Consider the following 23079-nt stretch of genomic DNA (forward strand, 5'->3'; position numbering starts at 1 on the left):
GGCTTCAAGTCAACGACAACCGCCAAAATTATCCTCTCGGGCATCGAGATGGTTCATATGATGCGCAAACGACAGGCCAGGTTTGGCTACAATCCCACGCCCTCCATTGCCAAGCAGTTCGAAATGCTCGCCGCATGAGCGCCGCGTGACGCTCAACCTGCCCGACCTCAGCTGGAGTTTGCGACGGAACCGTTTCCATAGTGGACTGAGACATAGGCCAAGTGCCCGAAAAACCACCGGGGCTGGTTGCCGGCGAGCACGACATGCAGGTTCCTCGGCGAGCGCCGGGAGATGTCTCCAGGAACTCAGCACGAGATCAAATGGTCCCGCCCGGCGGTGTGAGTGGGTCTGTAGCAGGGTCCGTCATCGAAACCCAGCGCGGCATGGTTCCATCAGTTGCCAGATGACTGAACATTGCATCAACTGCGCAGGCGCTTCGCGCCTCCATCAAGATACCGGCCATGCAGGCGCCGACAGTCCGGAACAACGAGTGTCGTAGCCCGTTCAGGATAAGTGGTTCGTCCACAATCAGCTACGCGAGATAGACATGTTCCGATTTCTAACCTTGGCAGGGACCATCTTGGGTCTGACGATGTCGCCGGCGCAGGCCGCCAGTGATGCGGATCAGGCTGTCGAACAATTTCACCGTACCTGTCTGGCCGAGGGTCCCAATTTCGAGCGCATGATAGAGACCGCGCACGAACGCAGGTGGACACTTATTGCCGAAGCAGGCTTCGCCGAACTCGCGCCAATCGCTAATCCAACCTCAGTGGAGGCATGGCTGGTGGCCGAAGCGGAGGAAGGATTGCCAGCAGGAACCATCATCGGCACCACCAAGGCAACGATGAGCGGCAAACCGGTGCAGACGTGTACGCTGGCATTTCCCGATATCGATCAAGAGGCATTTCGGAAGAGTTTCTTCACCCGTACGGATGCCGAGAAGATTGCCGAAGATCGCGATACGGAGGAGTTCTCGCGTCTCTACATCCTCGTTGCCGGCGGACGTAAGCAATTTGTCCGGCTGGTGGTCCTGCCTTCAACGCCACCAGGAAACCCGCGCGTCGTTGCCAGTTCGATCATGGCCGACTGACATGTCATTCCTCCCGCCCCCGTGCTCCTCTGGAGGGCGAACACTGCGAAATGTCGCGAGCAGCAGAAGGTCGTAGATAATTTTCAGCCCACCGGCGATGATCAGGGGCCAGCCGAAGCTGGAGACGGCAAGGAGAGCCCCTGCGAGGACTGGACTGGCGGCCGCCGCGAGGCTGCGGGGGACGGCGGTGATGCTCGCCGCGGCAGCCCGCTCTTCGGGCGTCACCACGGCCATGACGTACGATGTGCGGGTCGGCACGTCCATCTGCGACAGCGCGCTTCTAATCAGCAGAAGAGCGATAGCCGGAGCGACGCTCGGCATGAACGGGATGAGCACCAGACAGAGGCTCGACGGAAGGTGCGTAAACACCATGGTGTTTATGAGTCCGATCTGCTGGGAAATTCGCACAGCGACCAAATAGGACGCAGCCGAAAGGACACCCGTCCAGAAAAAGATTGCGCCGGTCGCGGCGAGCGACAGGCCGAACCGTTGAAAGAGCCAAAGGGCCAACAACGACTGGACGACGAAGCCGCCTGCGAAAGCATCGAGGCTGAAGAGTGCGGCGAGCGTTAGAACGATGGAGCGAGACCTGCGCAATGGCTGTGCCGACACTCTGTTTGCGTCAGGCGCGTCACTCGGCAGCCGCCGATAGAGGAGCACCGCCGCCAACCCAAGCGAGGCATAAAATAGAAAAGCTGCCTGGAGGGCCTGTTTCATTTCCAGGCCGATGGCGTCGCGGAGAAAGTCGGGCGCTCCTGCGGCCAGCGCTCCGACGGCGCCGGCGAGAGAGCCGATGAGGCTGTAGCGCGCAAAGAGCGCCGTGCGGTCGCGGTCGGTGACGCTCTGCGCAAGCTGCGCATGTTCGAGCGGTAGAAACACGCTGACGTCCCCTGAAGATGGGTTCAGCGTGCCGACGAACGCGATGAGAAGCAGCGGCCAGAAATCGTGAACCACAGCGAAGACGATCCCCGTGGCTATCATCAGGACGGCCGCTGCGGTCAGCAGCGCGCGACGGGAGAAGCGATGCGCGACGATCCCAACAGCCAGGGTGAGAGCGGCTGAACCCGCGTCGCCGTCGACAGGGTTCCGATCTCGAAGGCGTCGAAGCCGAGCGTGGCCAAATAGGCGGGAAGCAGGATGCTGACCAGACCGTCACCGAACGCCCGGAGTCCCCTGGATGTCAGCAGGTTCGCGGCCGTCGGCCCGGCACCCGCAGGAAGGAGCCTGAACCGTTGCTTCGAAATAGCTTTGCGCAAGCCATGTGCCAGCCACTGTAACGTCAACGATGCCTCCACCTCCTCACCCCACGGGTCAGGGCGCTGGCTGCACGGGGTTAGATCGCTCCCGTCGCCATCCCGTAGAGCAGCCCGAGGATCGAACAGCCGGCGAGCACCGGGAGCATGCCGATCTTGAAACGGAACACCGCCAGCAGCGCACTCAATGTCAGGACGAGCGACGGGATATTGACGGAGCTGAATGCGGGCACATCGACCGTCATGCCGAACCCTTTGACCTCGCGCAGTGCTCCAAACAGAACGTGAAGGGCGAACCACACCGCCAGGTTCAGGATCACGCCCACCACGGCCGCCGTGATGGTCGCCAGCGCGGCGGACAAGGCCTTGTTGCTGCGCAGCGTTTCCACGAACGGCGCACCGACAAATATCCAGAGGAAGCAAGGTGTGAAGGTGACCCAGGTGGTGAGCAGGCCGCCCAACGTTCCAGCGAGCAGCGGATTAAGCGATCCCGGCGCTCGATACGCGCCCATGAAGCCAACGAACTGGGTCACCATGATCAAGGGGCCAGGCGTCGTCTCCGCCATGCCAAGGCCGTCCAGCATCTCGCCTGGCTTCAGCCAGCCATATGTATCGACAGCCTGCTGCGCCACGTAAGCGAGGACGGCGTAGGCGCCTCCGAAGGTCACGACCGCCATCTTCGAGAAAAACACCGCGATATCGGCGAAGACATTGCCGGACCCAAACAGCACGAAAAGGCCGAGGACAGGTGCCAGCCATAGCACCAGAAACACACCGCCGATCTTCAACGACCAGCTGACCGGCGGGCGAGCATGAGCAGGAATGCCTTCGCCGAGCGCCGATTCCGCATCGGCGACCTGCTTGCCGCCGACCTTGCCATGGCCGTTGCCCGCCATGAAAGGTGCCAGCCCGGCCCGCCCGCCGACGTATCCGATCACTCCGGCCGTCAGGACAATGAGCGGGAATGGGACATGGAACAGGAAGAGCCCGATGAAGGCGGCGGCAGCGAGGCCTATCATGACTTTGTTCTTGAGCGCCCGCTTGCCGACCCGGATAACCGCCTCGAGCACGATGGCGAGGACAGCGGCCTTCAGGCCGAAGAAAAGCGCCTGCACCGCGCCGACATTGCCGAAGATCGCATAGATCCAGCTCAACGCCATGATGGCGATGACGCCGGGCAGTACGAACAGCGTGCCGGCCACGAGCCCGCCTCGAGTCTTGTGCAGGAGCCACCCGATGTAGACGGCGAGCTGCTGGGCTTCCGGTCCTGGCAGCAGCATGCAGTAGTTCAGCGCATGCAGGAACCGCGTCTCACCGATCCAGCGCTTCTCCTCAACGAGGATGCGATGCATTACCGCGATCTGGCCGGCCGGGCCACCAAAACTCAACGCAGCGACTCGCGCCCAGACCCGCACCGCTTCGCGGAAGGGGATGCCATGCGAAGGTTCATCCCCAAGCGCATTCGGATGGACGGCACGAACGCTGGTCATTGGTTCCCCTTCACCCGCGTTTCGAACGGAAATATCGATAGAGGTTGTCGAACACCGAAGCGCCCTCGGCGATCCGTTGCTCGTCGCCCGCATTCGCCATGGCGATGCCAGCGATAAGGCTGGCGATGCCCGTTGTTTCCTCGCGACCGAACTTGCCGTCCTTGAGATCGATATCGTGTACGACCTCGGAGATGGCTTGAAGTGCCGGATCGGTTATGCCAGCGCGGGCCAGCAGCACCTCGAAGCTGCAGCGGTCTCCCTCATGGGTGATTTCGCCCTCGAACATGTCGAAGCGCAATTCGCCCTCCTTTGGCACGTATCCCTTGCCAGCGACGAAGCGGATTGTTGCATCGGCATCGATGAAGCGACGGATCAGCCAGCTGCAGGCGATGCGGTCGACATGCACGTCCCGGCGCGTGACCCAGGTCCGGCCCTTGAGCTCACCCGGCTCGGCCACCTTCTTCGGTTCCTTGGTCATGGCCTTGTCCTCTATGAGCTGTGCCTCGAGCTCGGCGATCAGTCCCTCGACAGCAAGGCGTCCGCTGGCGCCGAAAAAATCGATCGTCACGACGTCGGCGAGCCGCTTGCGCATTCGACCGAGTTGCGCGCGGGCGTCCGCGCGCCGATCCTCGGTCTTGTCGGAGTCGATAGCCGCCGTTAGATCGCGCGCTGCCTTGGCGATCTCTGCATAGTCGGTGTCCCGCGCGGCATCGAACAGCGCCCGAACCTGTGCGTCCGTCAGGCCGTCGATCAGACGCGCCTCACACACCATCGCCTCACCGCCACCGTCGATAATTTCCTTCAGGAGCCATTCGAAATCCTCCTGCGTTTCTGCATCGGCGGGCAGCGCATAGACTGTGCTTTTGACCGCAACTGCACCGATACCCTGCAGCCGCCGCCAGATCTTTACCCGGAAATAGGCTGGTTTGGTCGGCAGCTGATGGATCAAGAGCAGCCAGCGCTGCTCGGTCCCAAGTTCCCCTTCGCTCATCACCAGACCGTATCACTGAGGAAAGCAAATGCAACACTTGTATCGTTTTATTCAGGCGTAGCGTTGGCGGTCTCGCAGACTGTCCCGCTGACGCCCGACAGGAGGTGCCGAAATGACAGGTTCGGGTCGGGCTAGCCAGTCGCTTTTACCTGCTGGTTTGGTTTGCCATTACCCACTACGCGGCGCTGCACTTAAGCACGGAGCAGCGCCTGTTCTCGCGCTTCTTCGCTTGGTTCGGCCTGGCTGGCTGCTTCATACTACTCTTTTTCATACCACTCCTGCACCTTATACTTGGAATGGTGACGCTCGCGGTGGCGTTCGGCACTCGATTCATTGTGCGGCGCCAACCGAAATTTGGTTCGGCTAGTGCTAGATGAAACGAGGAGGTCTAAGATGCTCAATACTCAAGCTATTGAATCCCTTACCGGACTGAAGGGACAGACCACCGGTGACGTGCTCAAGTTGTCGGTCCCGCGCAGTGAAGTGAGAGTGACCCTGGACGGCTTTGAGATCATTCCGTTTATGGGCCTCACATCCTGGGTCGGTTTTAAACAGGGGGCACATCATGCCACGTTGATGGGCGACATCGTCGTGCTCGAAGATGAAATCGAGGACGCGATGGCCGCAGCGATCCAGGCGGACCTGTACGTAACAGCCCTACACAATCATTTCGTCCGCGAGCAGCCGCGCGTGATGTTTATGCATGTCGAGGGTACGGCTGATGAAATTGCGTTGGCGACAGGAGCGCATAGGATTTTTGAAGCGATAAAGATCGTGCGCCAGAAGCATCCTGTCGAGCCCGCCATCAAGAAAGTGAATAGTAGCTTGGACGCGCCGCCGCTTGAGGCGATTGTCGAGCACAAGGGCGAGAGCAAGGACGGCGTGCTCAAGTTTGTCCTGGGGCGCCCATCCGTGCCCGTCGTCTGCACACGCTGTGGCGAGCTCAATATTGATGCGGCAATGGGCTACAACACATGGCTAGCCTTTCAGGGTACGGACGAGCGCGCCGCGGTCTGCGGCGACTTTGCGATGCTGGAAAATGAAGTCCGTTCGGTCATCCGTGAACTGCAAGCTGGAGCGATTGAAGTGATCGCGGTGCACAATCACATGTTCTTTGAAGACCCGCGGATCATCTTCTTGCACTACTGGGGCATCGGCAATGCTCAGGCGTTGGCACAGAGCTTGAGGCGGGCACTCAACACGCAGCAATAGCCGGTCGCAGTCGCCACAGGAGTCATGCGACCGCCGCGCGCTCGCGATATAATGGCAGCGGAAATGTGTCGAAAGCCAAGAACTTCGGCGCAGCGCGCTCGGGTAGGCGGCGCGACGGCGGTGGAAGGTCGGCCTGGGTGGCGGTTCCGTCGAAGTTGCCATATTCGTCGATGCTGGCAGGGCCGAACGGCACATCTCTTCGGGACAGCCGTTGGCATCGATCCAGTCGATGTCACGGCGGACCCCAAACATGGATGTGCGGCGGGGTGGGCCAAGATCGAAAACCTATCTCCGGATCAGCGGCCAAACGCCGAGCAGGATAACCGCCAGCGCTGCGCCGATGTCCAGAACATGTCCCGTCTTGGCCCGCAAGATTTCGGTGCGCGCCATCAGATCTTCACCCGGAAAGGCCGGCTTGCTCGGCAGCTGATGGGCTGATGGATTAGGAGCAGCCAGCGCTGTTCCATTCGGTTCGCCATCACTCATAAATGAACCGTATCACGGGGCAAAACGATATGTAACACTTGTATCATTCTTCATCCAGGCGTAGCGTTGTTGGTCTCGCAGCAGGTAGGCCGCGCTGAGTGGCGCCAACCAAAAGGGAGACAAGGCCATGAAATGGGTTACCCGCGAACGTCCGGTGATCGATCGTATAGCATGTCCCTGGCTGATCGCCCGCTTCATCGACAAGGAGCCAGAATTCCTGTTCGTGCCGCCGGATCGGGTGATCCCGGTTGCCCAGGAGACGGGCGCTACACCCTATGACGTGCCCGGTGTCGAGTTCACGCATGTGGGTGACGGCTGCAGCTTCGATACCTTCGTCTCGAAATACGGCCTCGAGCGCGATCCGGCGATCGTGACGATCGCCTCGATCGTGCGCGGCGCCGACACCGATCGGCACGATTTGACGCCACAGTCGGCGGGACTGCTCGCGATCTCCATGGGGCTCAGGGATTTGACGCCCGACGACCAGGAAGTGCTGAAGCACGGCTTCGTCATCTACGACGCGCTTTATGCCTGGGCTTCGCGCCGCAAGGCGGAGACGCACAGCTGGCCACCTGCCATGAAGCCTACGGCGGCGGCCTGAAAGATGATTACCCTCGAAAGAAACAGCCCGGGAACTGCTACGGTTGGTCGGCGGCTGATGGCCGCCATCGCCTTTGGCTTCAGCCTGATTGCTGTGAATGCCGCGGACGCGGCGGACACGTTCCGGCACCTCAAGGGCAAGGAGATCAAGGCCAAGTTCGCCGGAATGGATTTCACGGACGACGTTCATTGGGCGGATGCGTTCGGCCGCGACGGACGGATCGTGCGCTACGACATGGGCAAGAAGAACGCCGGCAAGTGGCGCGTCGAGAAGGGGCAGCTCTGCATTTCCGTTGAACGCGAAGAGACCTGCTATCAGGTATGGATCTCAGATACCGCAGTACAGCTTCGTGACCCGGATGGGACGTTCTTCCTGGAGGGCGTGCTGCAGAAGCCCTCTGCACGCGACTAGCGTCTCGGAGTGAAAGTCATTGGGCATATTGGGGCAGATCACAAGGAGAAATCCCATGCGTGCAAAACTCATGACCGGTGCAATGCTGATGACGATGTCGGCGCTTCTCCAACCAGCATCACCGGCACCCGATTGGCAAATAGTCGGGCAGGCACTCGGCAGGCGGAAACGCCTGGCGGCGTCTATAGAGTTGGCTTGCCACGAACCGACCTGAAGGTATCGCTCGACGGCATCTCCCTGAAGCCAGGCTTTGCGCTCGGAGGCTGGATCGCCTTCGATCCCATGGGGAAACAGGCCATGGTCATGGGCGACATCGTTCTGACGCAGGACGAGGTGAACCCGGTCATGAAGAAGCTTGAAGAAGGTGGGATCGAGATCACTGCGGTGCACAACCACCTGCTGCGCGCGGAGCCGATGACACTCTACATGCACATCTTCGGCCAGGGTGATCCCGTAGCACTCGCCACAGCGCTTCATGCCGGCTTGGCTCTGACGAAGACGCCGATGGCTGCATCCGCCGGTTCGCAGGCGGCGGCCACTTCGAAGATCGAGTTCGACACGGCGGGTGTCGACCAAGCTATTGGCTACAAAGGCAAGGCCAACGGCGCGGTCTACCAGTTCACGATCCCGCGCGCTGAGCCGGTCGAGGAAAACGGAATGGAAGTGCCGGCCGCCCTGGGCTCCGCCATAGCGATCAACTTCCAGTCGACTGGCGGCGGCAAAACGGCGATCACAGGTGACTTTGTGCTGACTGCAAAGGAGGTCAATCCGGTTATCAGGGCGTTGCAAGGCAACGGCATCGAGATCACCGCACTGCATAGCCACATGCTCGATGAGCAGCCGCGGCTCTTCTTCATGCATTTCTGGGCGAACGACGATGTGCAGAAGCTGGCGAAAGGACTGCGCGCAGCCCTCGACAAGGTCGCCGTCAAAAAGAGCTAGATTGGGCGTCCGCGCGCGCGTCCAACGGCAGAGTTCGGCCGGGCAATGCCCAATCGCACGCCGGGAGGGAATCAGCCGATGTTGATGCGAAGCCGGATGCCTGACAAGGCGCAAATCGCAACACCGCCAGCGAGCGGAGTCGCCCTTCGGGTCGACGCCTTGACAAAGCGCTACGGCCCGCAAACAGCGTTGGCGGACGTTGCCTTCACGGTCGAAGCCGGCGAAGTTCTCGGTCTCATCGGACCGAACGGAGCCGGCAAAACCACGTTGCTCGAAGCAGTTGCCGGCGTTCTTCCCGCCGACTCGGGGACGATTTTCTGGCACGGCGCCCCTCTGCCACCCGCATTGCGCCGGAGATCGATCTTCTACCTCCCCGACGGCCTCCGGCCCTGGCGCGACCAGTATGTCGAACGGTTGCTCGCGTTCTTCGCCGGTGTTTACCGGACATCGGACCTCGACGTCGCGGACACAGTTAGGGCGGTCGGACTTGCACCGGTGCTGAACAAGCGGGTGCTTGCATTGTCCAAAGGGTATGCCCGTCGACTGATGTTGGCGCTTGCCCTGATTACGCCGCATCCACTGCTGCTGATGGACGAGCCCTTCGACGGCTTCGACTTGCGACAGACCCGCGAGATCATGGACGTGCTGCGCAAGGTTGCGGCGCAGGGGCGCAGCCTCGTCCTCGCCATACACCAGCTGCTCGATGCCGACCGCATATGCGACCGTTTCGTCTTGCTCGCAGAAGGCCACGTGCGCGGCGTCGGGACCTTGGGCGACTTGCGGGAGCGTGCGGGGATCCTCTCCGGTGGGTTGGAGGAGGTTTTCCTTGCGCTCACCTGAGGCAGCGGTACCGCTCGACGCTCCCTTCGGCCCCTTGCTGGCCAAGGAGCTGCGGGAAATGGCGAGCGGCCGGCCGCTCTGGACAATGCTGCTGATGCTCTGCCCTCTCATCGGCTTCAGCTTCTTTCAGGCCGTGTCGCTCTACGGCGAAACGAGCGCTACTGCCCTCACCTCGCCTGGGCTCGCGAGCGCACTATCCCCGCTGGACGGCGTACTGGTTCCGACGTTCGGCGGCTTCTACGTCGCCGTTACGCTGCTGTTTCCCTTTGTTGCCATACGCGTGCTCGACAACGAAAAGGAGTCCGGCGCCTTGCGGCTCCTGATCCAGCTGCCCTATCGACCGCCGACTTTGATTGGCGCCAAGCTGGTCGCCGTCCTCGCAGCTTGGCTCATTGCCAGTATCCCTGCGCTCTCTGCGCTCGCGATTTGGGAGTTCGTAGGCGGACACCTGTTCGTCGCCGAGACCCTGAATCTTGTTCTCGGACATCTCCTCTACGGCCTGCTGGTCGGCGCCATCGCGTTATTCGCAGCTGCGCTTACCGAGAGCGCGGCAACCGCGGCGATTGTCACACTCGGCTTCACACTCGGATCGTGGGTCATCGACTTCGCGGCGGCCAGCCAACCCGACCTCCTTGGCTGGTCGTCGCGGCTGTCGCTCACGCAAACGCTGCACACCTTTGAGCTCGGATTGTTGTCGCTCAGTCTGGTCGTCGGGGTGCTTGCGGCGATTCTTGGATTTGCCGCACTCGCTGCCATCTGGCTCCCCATGGGCGCTACCGTGCGCATCAAGCTTGTCCGTTCGCTCATCTGCCTCGTGGCGACCTGTCTTGTGATGGTCGCGGCTACCCAGATCAGATGGTCGGCCGATGCGACCGAGGACCGGCGGAACTCTTTCTCGCTTGCCGACCAACAGGCCCTGGCGCAACTCAGCGATCAGTTGACCGTCACCGTTCACCTGGCGCCCGAAGACCCCCGGTACGCCGATTTGCGAACAAGCGTCCTATCGAAGCTCGAGCGGGTCATTCCACGGATTGTCATCCGTTTTGCAGGCGACCAGCAGAGTGTTGTCGGCAGCGCAAGCGATGAGTCGTATGGCGAAGTCGAGTACAGCTATGGCGGCCGGTCGGCCGTCAGTCGATCGACCGGCACCGAGGAGGTACTGCCGCTCCTTTATGGGCTCGCAAATGTACCCCTGCCCGTGCCGGCGACCGGGCCGGCGATTATCCCGGCTATCCGCTCATCGCGGCTCCGTGGATCGCGCTTCCCTGGTTCGTCGGCGGCCTGCCGCTGCTCGTCTGGGTTGCTTGGTGGCGGAGCCGCCGCGCACCGGCCATCAAATACACTTCAAGCCAGAAGGAGATCAGCCGTGAACATCTTACATAGCCTCAAGACAGTTGCCTCGGCAGGTGTCGGCTTGGTGGCCTTGCTGCTGCCCGCTTCGGCGGGCTCGCCGGACATCGTCAATTTTTCGGACGAGGAAGTTGGCACAGATTCGAAGGCGATGCCCGGCGTGGTAGGCATTTGGCGGATCGAAATGGAAGGCGACAACAAGGTGTTGGCCGTCGACGGGCGCCAATGGAAGGAGGGACAGACTTCCGCTGGTCTCGCAGACAAGGCGCGGGCTCTCTATGGGGAGCGGTACGCCGAGTTCCTCGACCGCGTCCAGGCCTATGCATACTTCCCCTATGCTGTTCTTGAGGGCGTGCCGGATTTCCGCGATGGAGAGATCAGCGTCCGCTTCGAGGGCATTTCCGGCCGTATCGACCAGGGTGCCGGAATATTGTTCAACCTGAAGCCCAATGGCGACTATCTCACCATTCGCGCCAACCCTTTGGAGAACAATCTTGTCTTGTGGAAGTTCGAGAAAGGCAAACGCTCGTCGGTGACCTGGGTAAAGAACACGCCGACCCCAACCCATAAATGGCACGACCTCAAGGTGCGCATCGCCGGCGCCAAAGTTGAAGGCTATGTCGACGGCAAGCTCTACCTTCAGGACACGCTACCTGAGCCCGTGACCGGTCGTATTGGCTTGTGGTCGAAGGCCGACAGTCACGTGTATTTTGATGACTTCACCGTAACTCCGGCCGGTTAAGCGGTACGCTTTCAACCAGCTTTCAAAGCTATCGGCGGTACGGTGCGCCGGAGTCCGGTCTTCCGGGTGCCCGCGTTTGGCCCGGTACGGGTGATTATTTCCATCGCAGACGAGACTCAAGAGGCGGGCCGGGTTTTTGCGAACCGATGCGTTCGGAACGATCGAAGGCCCGCTTCGTTCTGATCCGATGGACTGGATTAGACTAGGCCTCCTGGCGTTGGCGGGGTTCCTCACCTGGGCGCTGAACACCCTCTCGGCCGGAGGCGGAGGTCCATTGCTGATCCCCGCCGTGACTTTCATCACAGCGAGCGCGGCGGTTGCGCCGGTCATCACCTTGACCGAGCTCATCGGCAATCCCATCCGCGCCCTGGCGTTTCGGCGCAACATCGATTGGAGCCTGGTCCGTTGGTACCTGCCCGGCGCCATCGCCGGCGCCGCGGCGGGCTCCTGGCTGTTCGCTAACAGTCGGGCGGAATGGCTCCAGATACTCATAGGGATCTATCTGATCAGTGCAGTCTGGGAATTTCGCGGCGGCGCGCGCGAGCGGAGCTACCGAGGCCGCCGCTGGTGGTTCCTCCCGGCCGGCCTGATCGTCGCGCTGTTGTCGGCGCTGATGGGCACGGTGGGACCCGTCTTGAATTCGCTCTATCTGAACTACGGTTCGGAGAAGGAGACGTTGGTCGCCACGAAATCGGTGAACTCGTTTGTGACCGATGTCGTCAAGATCGCGGTATTCACCGGACTCGGCGCGCTCGGTGGTCAGGCGGCTATATACGGCTTAGCCGCGGGTTTGGGCGCCGCGCTTGCCAATCTGCTGGCCAAGCCCTGGCTCGAACACCTGAGTGGACAACAGTTCCGCCGCCTATTGGTCGCGCTCATGGCTGTGAGTGGAGCGCTGATGATCTGGAACCAGCACAGCTTCGTTGTGCAGGCCTGGCGCGCGGCCGCAGGAATGTCTTGACAATGTCGCTGTTGGCTGGAGCGTTGCGCCGTAGCTTGGTTTGCCGGTCGCGCGATACGCAGAAGCTGGCAAAAGGCCTGCGCGCAGCCCTCGACAAGGTCGCCGTCAAAAAGAGCTAGCGCTTCCCGTCCGCGCGCATCATACAGGGCTCTTCGAACCAGCCGACCTAACCAGCTCAGCTTCGAGAAGCTTCGTGAGATTAGATCACGCTCAGGGTCACGGCGGCAAGAACCAGATAGCGGCCGACCTTGGCGACGGCGACAAGCAGCAGGAAGACCCTGAAAGGCTCGCGCAGGACGCCGAGACCACGGTCAGCTTCGCGAAACGTTCAGGCGCAGAAACGACATCTTTCAGATAACAGGGCGACCCGCGCTATCGGCCAGATGACAGGCTGCAACGCCGCCATGCGGCACCGATCGCAGCATCGGTTCCTCGACCCGGCAGACATCGATCGCCACCGGACAGCGCGTGTTGAACCGGCACCCCGGAGGCGGCGCGCTGGGACTTGGCGGATCGCCGGCGAGAATGATCCGGCGGCGCCCGGCTTCGATGCGAGGATCGGGAGAAGGAACAGCCGACAGCAGCGCCTGGCTGTAGGGATGGGCCGGCTCGCGAAACAGCGGGCGGGTCAGGCCGGCTTCCGAGATGCGGCCGAGATACATCACCGTCACGTTCGAGCAGACCTCGCGCACGATCGCCAGATCATGCGCGACAATGACAATGGTCAGGCCAAGCTGTTTCTGCAGCGACGTGAACAGGTTGACGATCTGCGCCCGGATCGAAACGTCGAGCGCGCTAAGTGGCTCATCGCAGACCAGTATGGACGGCTTCAGCGCGAGCGCGCGCGCAATCGAAACGCGCTGCCGCTGGCCACCGGAGAGCGACCTTGGCAAACGGTCGAGCACCGTCTCAGGCAGCGCAACCAGATCCAGAAGCTCGGCGATGCGGCGCCGGCGCTCGACTGATGAACCGAAGCGATGGATCTGCAGCGGCTCCTCCAGTGTCTGGTAGACGGACTGGCGGCGGCTCATCGACCCCAACGGATCCTGGAAGACGAACTGGACTTCGCGGCTGAACGACTTCCTGTCCGATTTCAGCCATTCGGTGCGATCCCTTCCCCCAATCAGGACAGTGCCTTCGCTCTCCTTCTGCAAACCGACGATGGTGCGCGCCAGCGTGGTCTTGCCGCAGCCGGACTCGCCGACGATGCCGTGGAACGCGCCGCGCGTGACCGTCAGGTTTATGCCATCGACCGCCCGCACCGCGCCGACACCCGAACGGTTGGCGAAATGCACCTTCAATCCCCTGACCTCGATCGCTGCGGCATCAGACATGGACGGCGATCCCCTCTCGTTTCAGCACGACCGGGCAAGCCACGCGGTGCGGGCTTGTCGACGCGGATATCGTCTGCAACGGCGGCCGGTGCTGCCGGCAACCGGCTTCGACCAATTCGCAGCGCTCGGCAAACCGGCAACCCGGTTCCAGCCGGATCTGGTTTGGCGGCAGGCCCGGTATCTCGCGGGTCGCCGCGCGTTCGTCGGCGCGAAAATCCGGCACCGATGCGAGCAGCCCGCGCGTATAGGGATGGACCGGCCGGGTCAGCACATCCATCGCCGTCCCCTCCTCCGCCACTTGGCCGGCGTAAAGCACCATGACGCGGTCGGCGACGGAAGCGACCACGCCGATGTCGTGCGTGATCAGCACGACCGCGATGCCATCCTCGCGCTGGATCTGACGGATGAGCTCCAGGATTTGCGCCTGGACCGTGGCGTCCAGCGCCGTGGTCGGCTCGTCTGCGATCAGCACGCGCGGCCGGGCCGCCAGCGCCAGCGCGATCATCGCGCGCTGCAGCATGCCGCCCGACATTTCGTGCGGATAGCGGTTGTAGCGATCCTCAGGGTCCGGAATGCCGGAGCGTGCCAGAAGCGAGACCGCTTCCTTGCGCGCGGCCTCATGCGACAGGCCGGCGAAGCGGCGCGCCTGGCGGGCCAGCTGCGGGCCGATTTTCAGCATCGGGTTCAACGCGCTCATCGGGTCCTGGAAAATCACGCCGAAATAGCGCCCGCGCAGGTCCGACAATTGCCGGGAACCGATGCTGAGCAGTTCGCTTCCGTCGGCTCGCGCCGATCCCTTCATGTCCACGGTCACGCCCTCGGGCAGCAGACCGAGCGGCCCGAGCGTCATTACGGTCTTTCCCGAACCGCTTTCGCCGACGACCGCGACCGTTTCTCCGGGACGGACGTTGAACGACACCCCGTCCACCGCCCGCACCGAAACGGTGGTGGCGTAGAGGTCGATGACCAAATCTTCGATCGAATAGATCGGCTGACCGTCGCTCATGCTGAAGTCGTTCCCGTTTCGACGGCGTTGCGCTCCGCTTCTTCGCGAGCACGCGCCCTTCGGCGTCTGCGCAATGTCGCGCCGCGAACCGGCCGCGGCACCTTTTGCAATGCGAAGGCTTCGCCCAGAAGGTTGAAGCTGACCACGACCAGCGTCAGTGCCAGCCCGGGCAGCACGACGAGGCGCGGCACCTCCTCGATGTAGCTCATGCCGTCGACCAGCATCTGGCCCCATTCCGGTGTCGGCGGCGCGACGCCAAGTCCGAGAAAGCTGAGCGTCGCGATGGCCAGCACAAGCGCGCCGGCGTCGGCGCTTGCGTAGACCACGACGAGGGCAAGCACATGCGGCAGGATATGGCGGGCAAAAATCCAGAGATGACCGGCGCCCATCACGCGGGCCGCCTCGATATAGGGCTGCTGCAGCTCGGCGGTCACGACTGCGCGGCTCATGCGGGCATAGTTCGCCCACCACGCCAGGGTGAGCGCCGTGATCATCGACCAGTAGCCGGTGCCCAGAATGCCGATCAACGCCAGCGCGATCACCAGGCTGGGAAGTGCCAGCGCAATATCGATGATGCTGATAAGGACGAGCTCGACACGGCCGCCGACATAGCCGGCGAAGGAGCCGATCGTGACCCCGATCGCCAAGGCGGCGACAAGCACGATCACCATCGCCACCAGGGAAATGCGGGCGCCACCGACGATGCGGCTGAAGACGTCTCGGCCGAGATAGTCGGTGCCGAGCCAATGGCTCCAGCTCATGCCCTCCAGTGTCGCCGAATAGTCCTGCGCACTTGGATCGTAAGGCATGATCACAGGAGCGAAGATGCCGATCAGCACAAAGCCGATTACGGGGAGCAGCACCAGCCACGGCCAGCCCTTGATGTCCCTGATAGCGGAAATGTTCATCGCCTCATGCTCCCCGCGCCCGGCGCATTCGCGGATCCGCGACGATGCAGATCATGTCGACGATGAAATTGACCATGACGAAGAAGACGACAAACAGCAGCAGCACCGACTGCATGCCGATGAAGTCGCGGAAGCGTATCGCCTCGATGAAAAAGGCACCGACGCCGCGCAATGCAAATACCGTCTCGACGACGATCGACCCGATGATCATCAGCGTGAATTGCGCCCCGAATGTCGTCAGGAACGGAATGGCGATGTTGGGCAGCGCCTCGCGCAGCAGCACCTGCGTTCTGGTAAAGCCTTTTGCGAAGCCCGTTGTCGCAAACGGCCGCGACATCGCTTCCTGGAGGTTGACCCTAACGACGCGGCTGAGAACGGAGGCCGGGAACAGCGCGATCGTCACCCACGGCAGAAGCCATGAGGTGAAGCCGCTGGTGCCGAAGGTGGGCACCCAGCCGAGCATCACCGAAAACGCGATGACCAGCAGCGCCGCCACGAAGAAGTTCGGGGTCGACGCGCCGATCAGCGAAAATGCATGCAGGAACCTGTCCATCATGCCGCCGTTGCTGACGGCGCCGGCAATGCCGAGCGTGATCGAGAAAATGAAGGCGAGAACGCCGCCGCCGGCAAGCAGAGCCGCCGTCATCGGGATGCGGGCGGCAAACTCCGACGAGATCGGCTTTCCCGTTCGCAGTGAGATGCCGAAATCCCCGGCCAGCGCGCCGGAAAGCCAGCGTCCGTAGCGGATCGGCAACGGGTCGTAGAGACCGAGCTCGTTGCCGATCTTGGCGATCATTTGCGCGTCAGCACCAGGACCTGCCGCACGCTCGGCAATGAGCGCCGCAACATTGCCCGGAGCCGCCGCAACCAGGGCGAATGTCAGCGCGGATGCCGCCAGGATTAAAAGGCAGGCAAGCAGCATCCGTCGCAGGATCGTGCGTTTCATCGTCAGGCCTCACTCGGGCTCGAAGTCTTCAGGCCTTCAGCGTGATCGCCTTGAACGGCAAGTCGTAGTCAGTCGCCGGAAGCGAGAAGTTCTCTGCGCGCGGATTGTGAGCCCACAGCCGCTGGCTGACGACAAGCGGACAGATGGCGGTGTTGTCGTGCAGCCAATCGTAGAGAGCCTGCATCTTCAGGTCGCGTTCGGCGCCGCTCGCCTCGAGCGCAGCCTTGACTACGCCGTCGAGCGCGTCCGAGACATAGATCTTGCCGTCAGGCCCGCTGTCCGCCGTCGAGACGAAGGCATTGCCAAGGGTCCCGTGAGGGTCATAGGGAGCGCCATAGGTGGTGAAGAAAGCGAGATCATAGTCGAAGGCCGGACGCCGTTCATGCATGGTGGCATTGTCCACCGAGGAGACTTGGACCTGGAAACCGACCTCGGACAATTGACCCTGGATCATTTCGGCGATTCGCCGCGATCCCGGCAGGGACTCTTCGGAAACCAGAAAGTCGATGGTCAGAGGAGAGCCAGCCTTGGTCCAGGCGCCGCCGCTCTCTGCCCAGCCCCCGTCGGCAAGTATCTTCTTGGCCGCCGCCACGTCACGCACCGGCACGTCATGCCGCTTGCCCGACGACGGCACGTTCGCCGGGAACAGATCGGCGGCCGGGTCGGCAAAGCCCTCGAACAGGACCTTGGCGATCGCCGCCCGGTCGACCGATGCATAGACGGCATCGCGAACGGCCTTGTCGGCGATGATCTTCGACGTCGGCGAATAGCCGAGCAGCATCGTCGCGGTGCCCGGCTCGGCAACAACCTTCATGCCGTCGCTTTCCAGCGCACGGGCGCGGCGCGGCGATAGCGTCGCCACCCAGTCGCCACCGATGACATCGAGGTCGCCTGAGCGGAGGCCGTTGGCACGAGCGAGTTCATCGGGAACCACCTTCAGTTCCATGCGGCTGAAAAGCGGCTTCTCGCCCCAGTATTTGTCGTTGCGAACGAGGCTGGTGCCGCTCGAATCGTATTTTTCGACGATCCATGGACCGGTTCCGATCGGCGCCGTCTGCTTGCCATCCTTGTCGACTGCCTTGGGCGACAGGAAACGAACTGGGCGGACGATGGTGAGTTCGAGGAGTGCGGCCGGCACCGGTCGCTTCAGCTTGACCGTCAGCTTGTTTGGTCCGTCCGTGACGATGCTGTCGTACGCATCGGAGACGCCAATCCAGGAGAAGTCGCTCACCCCCATCCATCGCTTGAGGTTCCATTCGGCTGCAGTGGAATCGAACGGCGTGCCGTCGCTGAAGGTCACGCCTTCACGCAGATCGAAAGCGATCGAAAGCTGATCGTCGGCAATGGTCCATTTGGTGGCAAGTCCCGGCTCAAGCGCGCCGTTCTGGCCGTAGTGGATCAGCGCATCGAAGACGATGGTGTAGGTGCTCAGCGTTGAAACATTCTGCAGCAGGTCGAGATCGCCGGTCTCCGCGGCGATGGCAATCTTCAGCGTGTCGTTGGTTTCGGAAAAGGCGGTGCGTGGCAGCGCAGCGGCGAAGGCAAGGCCGGCGGTGGAAACAAGGAAATTGCGGCGGTCGAGAGTGATCATTTCAGTTCCCCATTTTTGATTGATTGGTAGCGATTGTACACATGCATTCCCATTTGTATAGACATATTCGGCGCCAATCCAAGTTGGCGCGCAGCGCTGCGTTTGGCAAAGGAAAGCGCCGTCTCGCGTGATGTCGCCATGCCGGCGCGGGTCTCGACAGGCGCTAAATCCAGCTCAGCGTCATCGCCGCCAGCGCAAGGTAGCGGCCGACCTTCGCGATCGTGACGATCGCAAGGAAGCTCCAGAATGGCTCCCGCAGCGCTCCCGCCACAACCGTCAGCGGATCGCCAACGAGAGGAAGCCAGCTCAACAGCAGCGACCATCGTCCATAGCGCTGATACCATCGCGTCGCGCGCGTCAGCGCAGAGGGCCGCACCGGGAACCATTTGCGATTGCGAAAGCGATCGACGCCCCAGCCGAGCCACCAGTTGACGATCGAGCCGAGCACATTGCCTGCGCTTGCGGAGGCGATGAGCAGAGCCGGAGCATAGCTTTCTGTCAGGAGCAGCCCCGCAAGGGCTGCTTCCGATTGCATCGGCAGGATGGTCGCCGCCGCGAACGCGGTCAGGAAAAGACCGCCATAGATGGCGAGCTCGCCAGGCATTTCGAGCTCTCAGCTTGCCTTGGGCCATTTCGGGTGCCGATCGTCGACGACGTAGCCATGCGAATGCTCATAGCCCGCTTCCGACCATACTGCGTCCCCGATATGACGGTCGTCCTCAGGCAGGTCGACATGCGTATGCACAAGCACGTCGGGATCGTGTTTCGGCCATAGCCAGATCGCGGCAAGCAGGGCAGCGGCGCCTATAACGCCGAGCAGAACGAAGGTGAAGGGCAATCCCATCGCGGCACCGACGCGGCCGGCAATGGGATAGGTCATCAGCCAGCAGGCATGCGAAAGCGCGAATTGGGCAGCAAACAGAGCGGGCCGGTCGACGGCATCGGCAGAACGTCTGATCAATCGGCCCGAAGGCGTCTGCGCCAGCGAATAGCCGAGCCCCAGCACGAACCAGAGCGGCAGCAGCAGATAATAGCTGCCGGCGAGCGGTCCCACCAGCACGCCCGCGACCAGGATCGCGGCGCCCGAGAGCATCGCAACCCGGTCCGGGACGTTCTCCAGCAGCCGCGGCAGGGCAAGGGCTGCAATCATCGATCCGCCGCCGAACGCTGCGAGCGCCAGCGCCGTGTCGCTTTGCGAGAGGCCGAACTGCGCCTGCACCAGGACGACCGTGTTGACGATCACCATCGCGCTTGCCGCCGCGACGGCAACGTTAAGGGCCAGCAGCCCGCGCAATCGCGGCGTCGCCAGATAGATGCGGATTCCGCGCGTGGTACGATCGTAAACGCCGCGCGGCTGCGACGGTTTAGGGCTCGGCAGGACCACCGACACCACCAGCGCCGCCGAGGCGAGAAAGCCGATAACCGTACCGGCGAACAGGCTGTGGAAGCTGATGACGGAAAGCAGCGCCGCCGCCAGCATGGGACTGACGACGCTTTCCAGGTCATAGGCCAGTCGCGACAGCGACAGGGCCCGCGTGTAGTCCTTCTCCTCGGGCAGCACGTCAGGGATCGAGGCCTGGAAGGCCGGAGTGAAGCCTGCCGACGCCGACTGCAGGACGAAGATGAGAACATATACCTGCCAGACTTCGGTAACGAAGGGCAGGAACACCGCGACCGCAGCCCGGATGAGGTCGAGCGAAACCAGCATGGTGCGGCGCGGCAGGCGCTCGGCGAACGCAGCGGCGACAGGCGCCACGCCGACATAGGCGATCATCTTGATAGCGAGCGCCGTGCCGAGCACCGCGCCGGCATCGGCGCCGGCAAGATCATAGGCCAGCAGCCCGAGTGCTACGGTGGCAAGGCCAGTGCCGATCAGGGCGATGACCTGGGCCAGGAAGAGATGACGGTAGGTGCGATTGGCCAGGACCTGAAGCATATTTTGCGTTCTTGCAGCGGATTGGGGTTCGTCGAGCCAGGAACGTAGCGCAAACAGCCCGCCTGTCTCAGTGGTGGTGACCTTCGGGTTCGACCATCTTGAACGGCAGCACCTGCTCGCGACCCTTCGCGGCCAGGATCAACCTCGCCTGGAACTCATGCGGCTCGGCAGGGGCGACGGTGCTCTCAAGCCGATGATGGTTGTCAGCGGCGGGCTCGAGGCGAAGCGTCTCTGGCCCTTCGGGTCGGTCGATAATCACCGTCGCTGTCAAATCATCGGCGTGGCGATCGATGGTCAGCCGCATCCGCTCGCCAGCCGGTGTATCGACGATTTCCAATGTCCCTGCAGCCAGATCGCAGACTACCTTGAACGGCTCCGGTGCATGATGATGAGCATGAGAGGTTTCCCCCCGCTTGGCGGTCGAACCGGCTGAGCTTTCGAGGCGGACATTCGCCTCCGCCAACGCCGGCAAGTGGGCGAACAGTTCCTCCTTAAGGGCTTCGCTGACGCCCAGTACGTCTTTGGCCGTCGCCGCATCCGGAACACTGATGGCCACGTCGGCATGTAGGCGATGGCCGATCCAGCGCGCCTGCACACTTCCAACGCGCTCGATGCCGGACACATGTTCGGCGGCATGATGGATTTCATCGATGATGCCGGGCTCCACACCATCGAGCATGCGCGTCAACACGGCTTTCGACGACTGCCAGACGATGGCGAAGATCGCCGCGGTGATCAGCAGTCCGATGATCGGATCGGCAAGCGGAAAGCCCAGCCACACGCCGATAGCGCCAAGGACGACTGCCAGGCTGGTGAAGCCGTCGGTGCGGGCATGGTAGCCGTCCGCGATCAGCGCCGCGCTGTTGATCTCTCGGCCGACGCGGATGCGAAATACGGCCACCGCTTCATTGCCGATGAAGCCTATGAGGCCGGCGATGGCGACCCAGCCAAGAAATGCGATGGGACGCGGATTGATCAGCCTGTCGATCGCTTCATAGCCTGCGACGATGGCGCTGAAAAGAATGATGAGAACGATGACGATCCCGGCCAGATCCTCGACGCGGCCCAGGCCGTAGGTGAACGCCTTGCTCGGTTTGCGGCGGACCAGCATGAAGGCGATCCACAGCGGGACGGCGGTGACCGCGTCCCCGATATTGTGGATGGTGTCGGCCAGCAGCGCCACGCTGCCGGAGAGGAACACGACCACAAGCTGGAGCGCTGCCGTGACGGCCAGAACGACGAATGACCATTTGATTGCCCAGATGCCGCGCGTCGTCGTGGCGATCGTCGGATCGATGACGCCGTGGGTGTGGCCATGGCCGCCATCACCATCACCATGATCATGTCCATGGCCGCCGAAGCCCTGCGTCATCGGACCGAAGCCGAACCAGTCGCGTATCTTATCCATTATGGTGTTCTCTCACAGGTACTTGGTGATATCCTTGAACTCGTCGATCGAGCGGCGCTGCTCGCGCGCCAGCGGCCCGACGACGTCTTCAAGGCAATGGTTGAGATGATCCTGGATCAGGGTCTTCTTGGCTTGCGCGATGGCCCTCTCGACAGCATGGAGCTGCTGGGCAAGATCGAGGCAGGGCCGGCCCGCTTCGATCATTTCGATCACGCCCTTCAGATGTCCGCCAGCCCGCTTCAGGCGCTTGACGATATCGGGATGGGTTTCGTGGGTATGAGGCTGCTCGCTCATCTCTTGATACTATCCTCTTGGAGGGGATACAACAAGCCTCAAAGAGGCCTCGATTCCGGTGCAGTCAACAACCATTCGTTAGGATTTTGGAGAATAATCGCCGTTCATGCCGAATCGGATCCACAGCACAGTTTTTTGTCTGGTCATCGCTTTAGCGATGATGTTCGGCGTGCTGCGTCCTTTCGGCTATTCGACCTCACACGATCCGATCGCGATTGCCACCGCGGTTGAACGTCACGGCGGAGCCGCCGCGCAGATCGAAGATCATGACCACGCACACGATGACGGCGTTGCCGACGAGCAGAGCGCTGGCCATTTTCACGGGCACGATGCGGCAGACCATTCGCACGAGACGGCGAGCACGCCTGTCGGGTTCGCACCGACCTTTCCGCAGGTCGAACGGAGCTGGCTGAATTATCCGCCGACTTTCCTCGATCCGGGCACGACATTCCGGCTTGAGCGACCGCCGAGGCCATTCCTCGCCGCATGATCGCGGCCGCTCACGCGGCCACCCTCAACGACGAAGATTGGAAATTTTATGCAAGGACCCTTCGACCGGGGCCGACCACGCGCGCGTCGCACGTGTGGGCGATCCGTCCTTCCCCTGCTTATCGCTCTCCTGACCCTGCCGCTGCTGACCGGAGCGGCCTTTGCCCATGCTGTCGCTGCCGGCGACAAGGGCTACATCCAGGAAATCTCGGGCATCAACGTGCTGCCCTTCATCTATCTCGGCGCCAAGCACATGGTGACCGGATACGACCACATCCTGTTCCTGTTCGGGGTAATCTTCTTCCTCTACCGGATGAAGCATATCGGCATCTATGTCAGCCTGTTCGCGCTCGGCCACTCCACGACCATGCTGCTCGGCGTCTATTTCAACGTCGGCATCAACAGCTACATCATCGACGCGATCATCGGCCTTTCCGTGGTCTACAAGGCGCTCGACAATATGGGCTCTTTCCAGCGATGGCTCGGCTTCCAGCCGAACACCAAGATCGCGACGCTGGTCTTCGGCTTCTTCCATGGTTTCGGCCTGTCGACGAAGATCATCGAATACAACATCTCGCCGGACGGCCTGGTGCCCAACCTTTTGGCCTTCAATGTCGGCGTCGAGATCGGCCAGCTCTTGGCTCTTGGCGCCATCCTGATCGTGATGGGCTACTGGCGCCGGACACGAAGTTTCTGGCGCCACGCCTATACCGCAAACGTCATCATGATGACGGCTGGTTTCCTGCTGATCGGATATCAGCTCACCGGCCTGTTCGTCGCCGCATAAGGAACCGAATC

The 23079-nt window shown here is 62.1% G+C and carries 21 protein-coding genes and 3 pseudogenes; 11 read left to right on the forward strand and 13 right to left on the reverse strand.

What is annotated here, in order from left to right; translation table 11 throughout:
- Window positions 1-138: pseudogene (locus NKJ23_RS19020) on the forward strand (IS6 family transposase); the annotation flags it as partial.
- Between the two features lie 409 nt (window positions 139-547).
- Window positions 548-1090 (forward strand): hypothetical protein, encoded by a 543-nt coding sequence (locus tag NKJ23_RS19025; protein ID WP_352495713.1) that lies wholly within the window; start codon window positions 548-550, stop codon window positions 1088-1090.
- A gap of 21 nt (window positions 1091-1111) precedes the next feature.
- On the opposite strand, the pseudogene NKJ23_RS19030 reads toward NKJ23_RS19025, so the two are convergent.
- The 3 genes and pseudogenes from NKJ23_RS19030 to NKJ23_RS19040 all read right to left on the reverse strand — a co-directional run.
- Window positions 1112-2334, reverse strand: a pseudogene (locus tag NKJ23_RS19030) (MFS transporter); the annotation flags it as partial.
- A gap of 89 nt (window positions 2335-2423) precedes the next feature.
- A complete protein-coding gene (chrA, locus tag NKJ23_RS19035; RefSeq protein ID WP_352495712.1) occupies window positions 2424-3833 on the reverse strand; it encodes a chromate efflux transporter in 1410 nt (469 codons plus the stop codon).
- Window positions 3834-3843: 10 nt separating this feature from the next.
- A complete protein-coding gene (locus NKJ23_RS19040) occupies window positions 3844-4824 on the reverse strand; it encodes a chromate resistance protein ChrB domain-containing protein (protein ID WP_352495711.1) in 981 nt (326 codons plus the stop codon).
- A 393-nt stretch (window positions 4825-5217) separates the two neighbouring features.
- Here NKJ23_RS19040 and NKJ23_RS19045 point away from each other — a divergent pair, with 393 nt between their 5' ends.
- From NKJ23_RS19045 to NKJ23_RS19075, 7 genes are all read left to right on the forward strand, one after another.
- Window positions 5218-6036 carry a DUF1259 domain-containing protein gene (locus tag NKJ23_RS19045; RefSeq protein ID WP_352495710.1) on the forward strand — a complete coding sequence of 273 codons (819 nt, stop codon included), beginning with the start codon at window positions 5218-5220 and terminating at the stop codon, window positions 6034-6036.
- A gap of 613 nt (window positions 6037-6649) precedes the next feature.
- Window positions 6650-7123 (forward strand): chromate resistance protein ChrB domain-containing protein, encoded by a 474-nt coding sequence (locus NKJ23_RS19050; RefSeq protein WP_352495709.1) that lies wholly within the window; start codon window positions 6650-6652, stop codon window positions 7121-7123.
- A 57-nt stretch (window positions 7124-7180) separates the two neighbouring features.
- Window positions 7181-7534 carry a hypothetical protein gene (locus NKJ23_RS19055; RefSeq protein WP_352495708.1) on the forward strand — a complete coding sequence of 118 codons (354 nt, stop codon included), beginning with the start codon at window positions 7181-7183 and terminating at the stop codon, window positions 7532-7534.
- A 9-nt stretch (window positions 7535-7543) separates the two neighbouring features.
- Window positions 7544-8476 (forward strand): DUF1259 domain-containing protein, encoded by a 933-nt coding sequence (locus NKJ23_RS19060; RefSeq protein ID WP_352495707.1) that lies wholly within the window; start codon window positions 7544-7546, stop codon window positions 8474-8476.
- Window positions 8477-8572: 96 nt separating this feature from the next.
- Window positions 8573-9316 (forward strand): ABC transporter ATP-binding protein, encoded by a 744-nt coding sequence (locus tag NKJ23_RS19065; protein ID WP_352495706.1) that lies wholly within the window; start codon window positions 8573-8575, stop codon window positions 9314-9316.
- Window positions 9303-11408, forward strand: coding sequence for an ABC transporter permease subunit (locus NKJ23_RS19070; protein WP_352495705.1), 2106 nt, complete (start codon window positions 9303-9305; stop codon window positions 11406-11408). Before NKJ23_RS19065 ends, NKJ23_RS19070 begins: the two co-directional genes overlap by 14 nt.
- A 187-nt stretch (window positions 11409-11595) precedes the next feature.
- Window positions 11596-12369: a sulfite exporter TauE/SafE family protein gene (locus NKJ23_RS19075; protein WP_352495724.1), complete on the forward strand. Its 774-nt coding sequence runs from the start codon at window positions 11596-11598 to the stop codon at window positions 12367-12369.
- Between the two features lie 199 nt (window positions 12370-12568).
- Here NKJ23_RS19075 and NKJ23_RS19080 read toward each other — a convergent pair.
- The 10 genes and pseudogenes from NKJ23_RS19080 to NKJ23_RS19125 form a co-directional block, all read right to left on the reverse strand.
- Window positions 12569-12670: pseudogene (locus NKJ23_RS19080) on the reverse strand (YqaA family protein); the annotation flags it as partial.
- Window positions 12671-12719: 49 nt separating this feature from the next.
- On the reverse strand, window positions 12720-13703 hold the full coding sequence (locus tag NKJ23_RS19085) for an oligopeptide/dipeptide ABC transporter ATP-binding protein (protein ID WP_352495704.1): 984 nt from the start codon (window positions 13701-13703) through the stop codon (window positions 12720-12722).
- A complete protein-coding gene (locus NKJ23_RS19090) occupies window positions 13696-14709 on the reverse strand; it encodes an ABC transporter ATP-binding protein (protein ID WP_352495703.1) in 1014 nt (337 codons plus the stop codon). Before NKJ23_RS19090 ends, NKJ23_RS19085 begins: the two co-directional genes overlap by 8 nt.
- Window positions 14706-15617, reverse strand: coding sequence for an ABC transporter permease (locus tag NKJ23_RS19095; protein WP_352495702.1), 912 nt, complete (start codon window positions 15615-15617; stop codon window positions 14706-14708). The genes NKJ23_RS19090 and NKJ23_RS19095 overlap by 4 nt, the downstream gene beginning before the upstream one ends.
- A 4-nt stretch (window positions 15618-15621) precedes the next feature.
- Window positions 15622-16563 (reverse strand): ABC transporter permease, encoded by a 942-nt coding sequence (locus NKJ23_RS19100; protein ID WP_352466317.1) that lies wholly within the window; start codon window positions 16561-16563, stop codon window positions 15622-15624.
- A 28-nt stretch (window positions 16564-16591) separates the two neighbouring features.
- The gene (locus NKJ23_RS19105; protein WP_352495701.1) at window positions 16592-18154 is read right to left on the reverse strand and encodes an ABC transporter substrate-binding protein; all 1563 of its coding nucleotides are present in this window, start codon (window positions 18152-18154) and stop codon (window positions 16592-16594) included.
- Between the two features lie 163 nt (window positions 18155-18317).
- The gene (locus NKJ23_RS19110) at window positions 18318-18758 is read right to left on the reverse strand and encodes a YqaA family protein (RefSeq protein WP_352495700.1); all 441 of its coding nucleotides are present in this window, start codon (window positions 18756-18758) and stop codon (window positions 18318-18320) included.
- Between the two features lie 9 nt (window positions 18759-18767).
- Window positions 18768-20090, reverse strand: a complete 1323-nt coding sequence (locus tag NKJ23_RS19115; protein WP_352466314.1) for an MFS transporter — start codon at window positions 20088-20090, stop codon at window positions 18768-18770.
- Window positions 20091-20157: 67 nt separating this feature from the next.
- A complete protein-coding gene (locus tag NKJ23_RS19120) occupies window positions 20158-21501 on the reverse strand; it encodes a cation diffusion facilitator family transporter (RefSeq protein ID WP_352495723.1) in 1344 nt (447 codons plus the stop codon).
- Window positions 21502-21510: 9 nt separating this feature from the next.
- Complete coding sequence (locus NKJ23_RS19125; protein ID WP_352495699.1) at window positions 21511-21792, reverse strand: metal-sensing transcriptional repressor; 282 nt, start codon at window positions 21790-21792, stop codon at window positions 21511-21513.
- 169 nt (window positions 21793-21961) lie between these two features.
- On the opposite strand from NKJ23_RS19125, the gene NKJ23_RS19130 reads away from it, so the two are divergent.
- Both NKJ23_RS19130 and NKJ23_RS19135 read left to right on the forward strand, forming a co-directional pair.
- Window positions 21962-22282, forward strand: a complete 321-nt coding sequence (locus NKJ23_RS19130) for a hypothetical protein (RefSeq protein ID WP_352681722.1) — start codon at window positions 21962-21964, stop codon at window positions 22280-22282.
- A 48-nt stretch (window positions 22283-22330) separates the two neighbouring features.
- Window positions 22331-23068: a HupE/UreJ family protein gene (locus tag NKJ23_RS19135; RefSeq protein WP_352495696.1), complete on the forward strand. Its 738-nt coding sequence runs from the start codon at window positions 22331-22333 to the stop codon at window positions 23066-23068.
- The last annotated feature ends 11 nt before the right edge of the window (window positions 23069-23079 follow it).

It is taken from the genome of Mesorhizobium sp. M0184 (assembly GCF_040322215.1).
Taxonomy (GTDB): Bacteria; Pseudomonadota; Alphaproteobacteria; order Rhizobiales; family Rhizobiaceae; genus Mesorhizobium.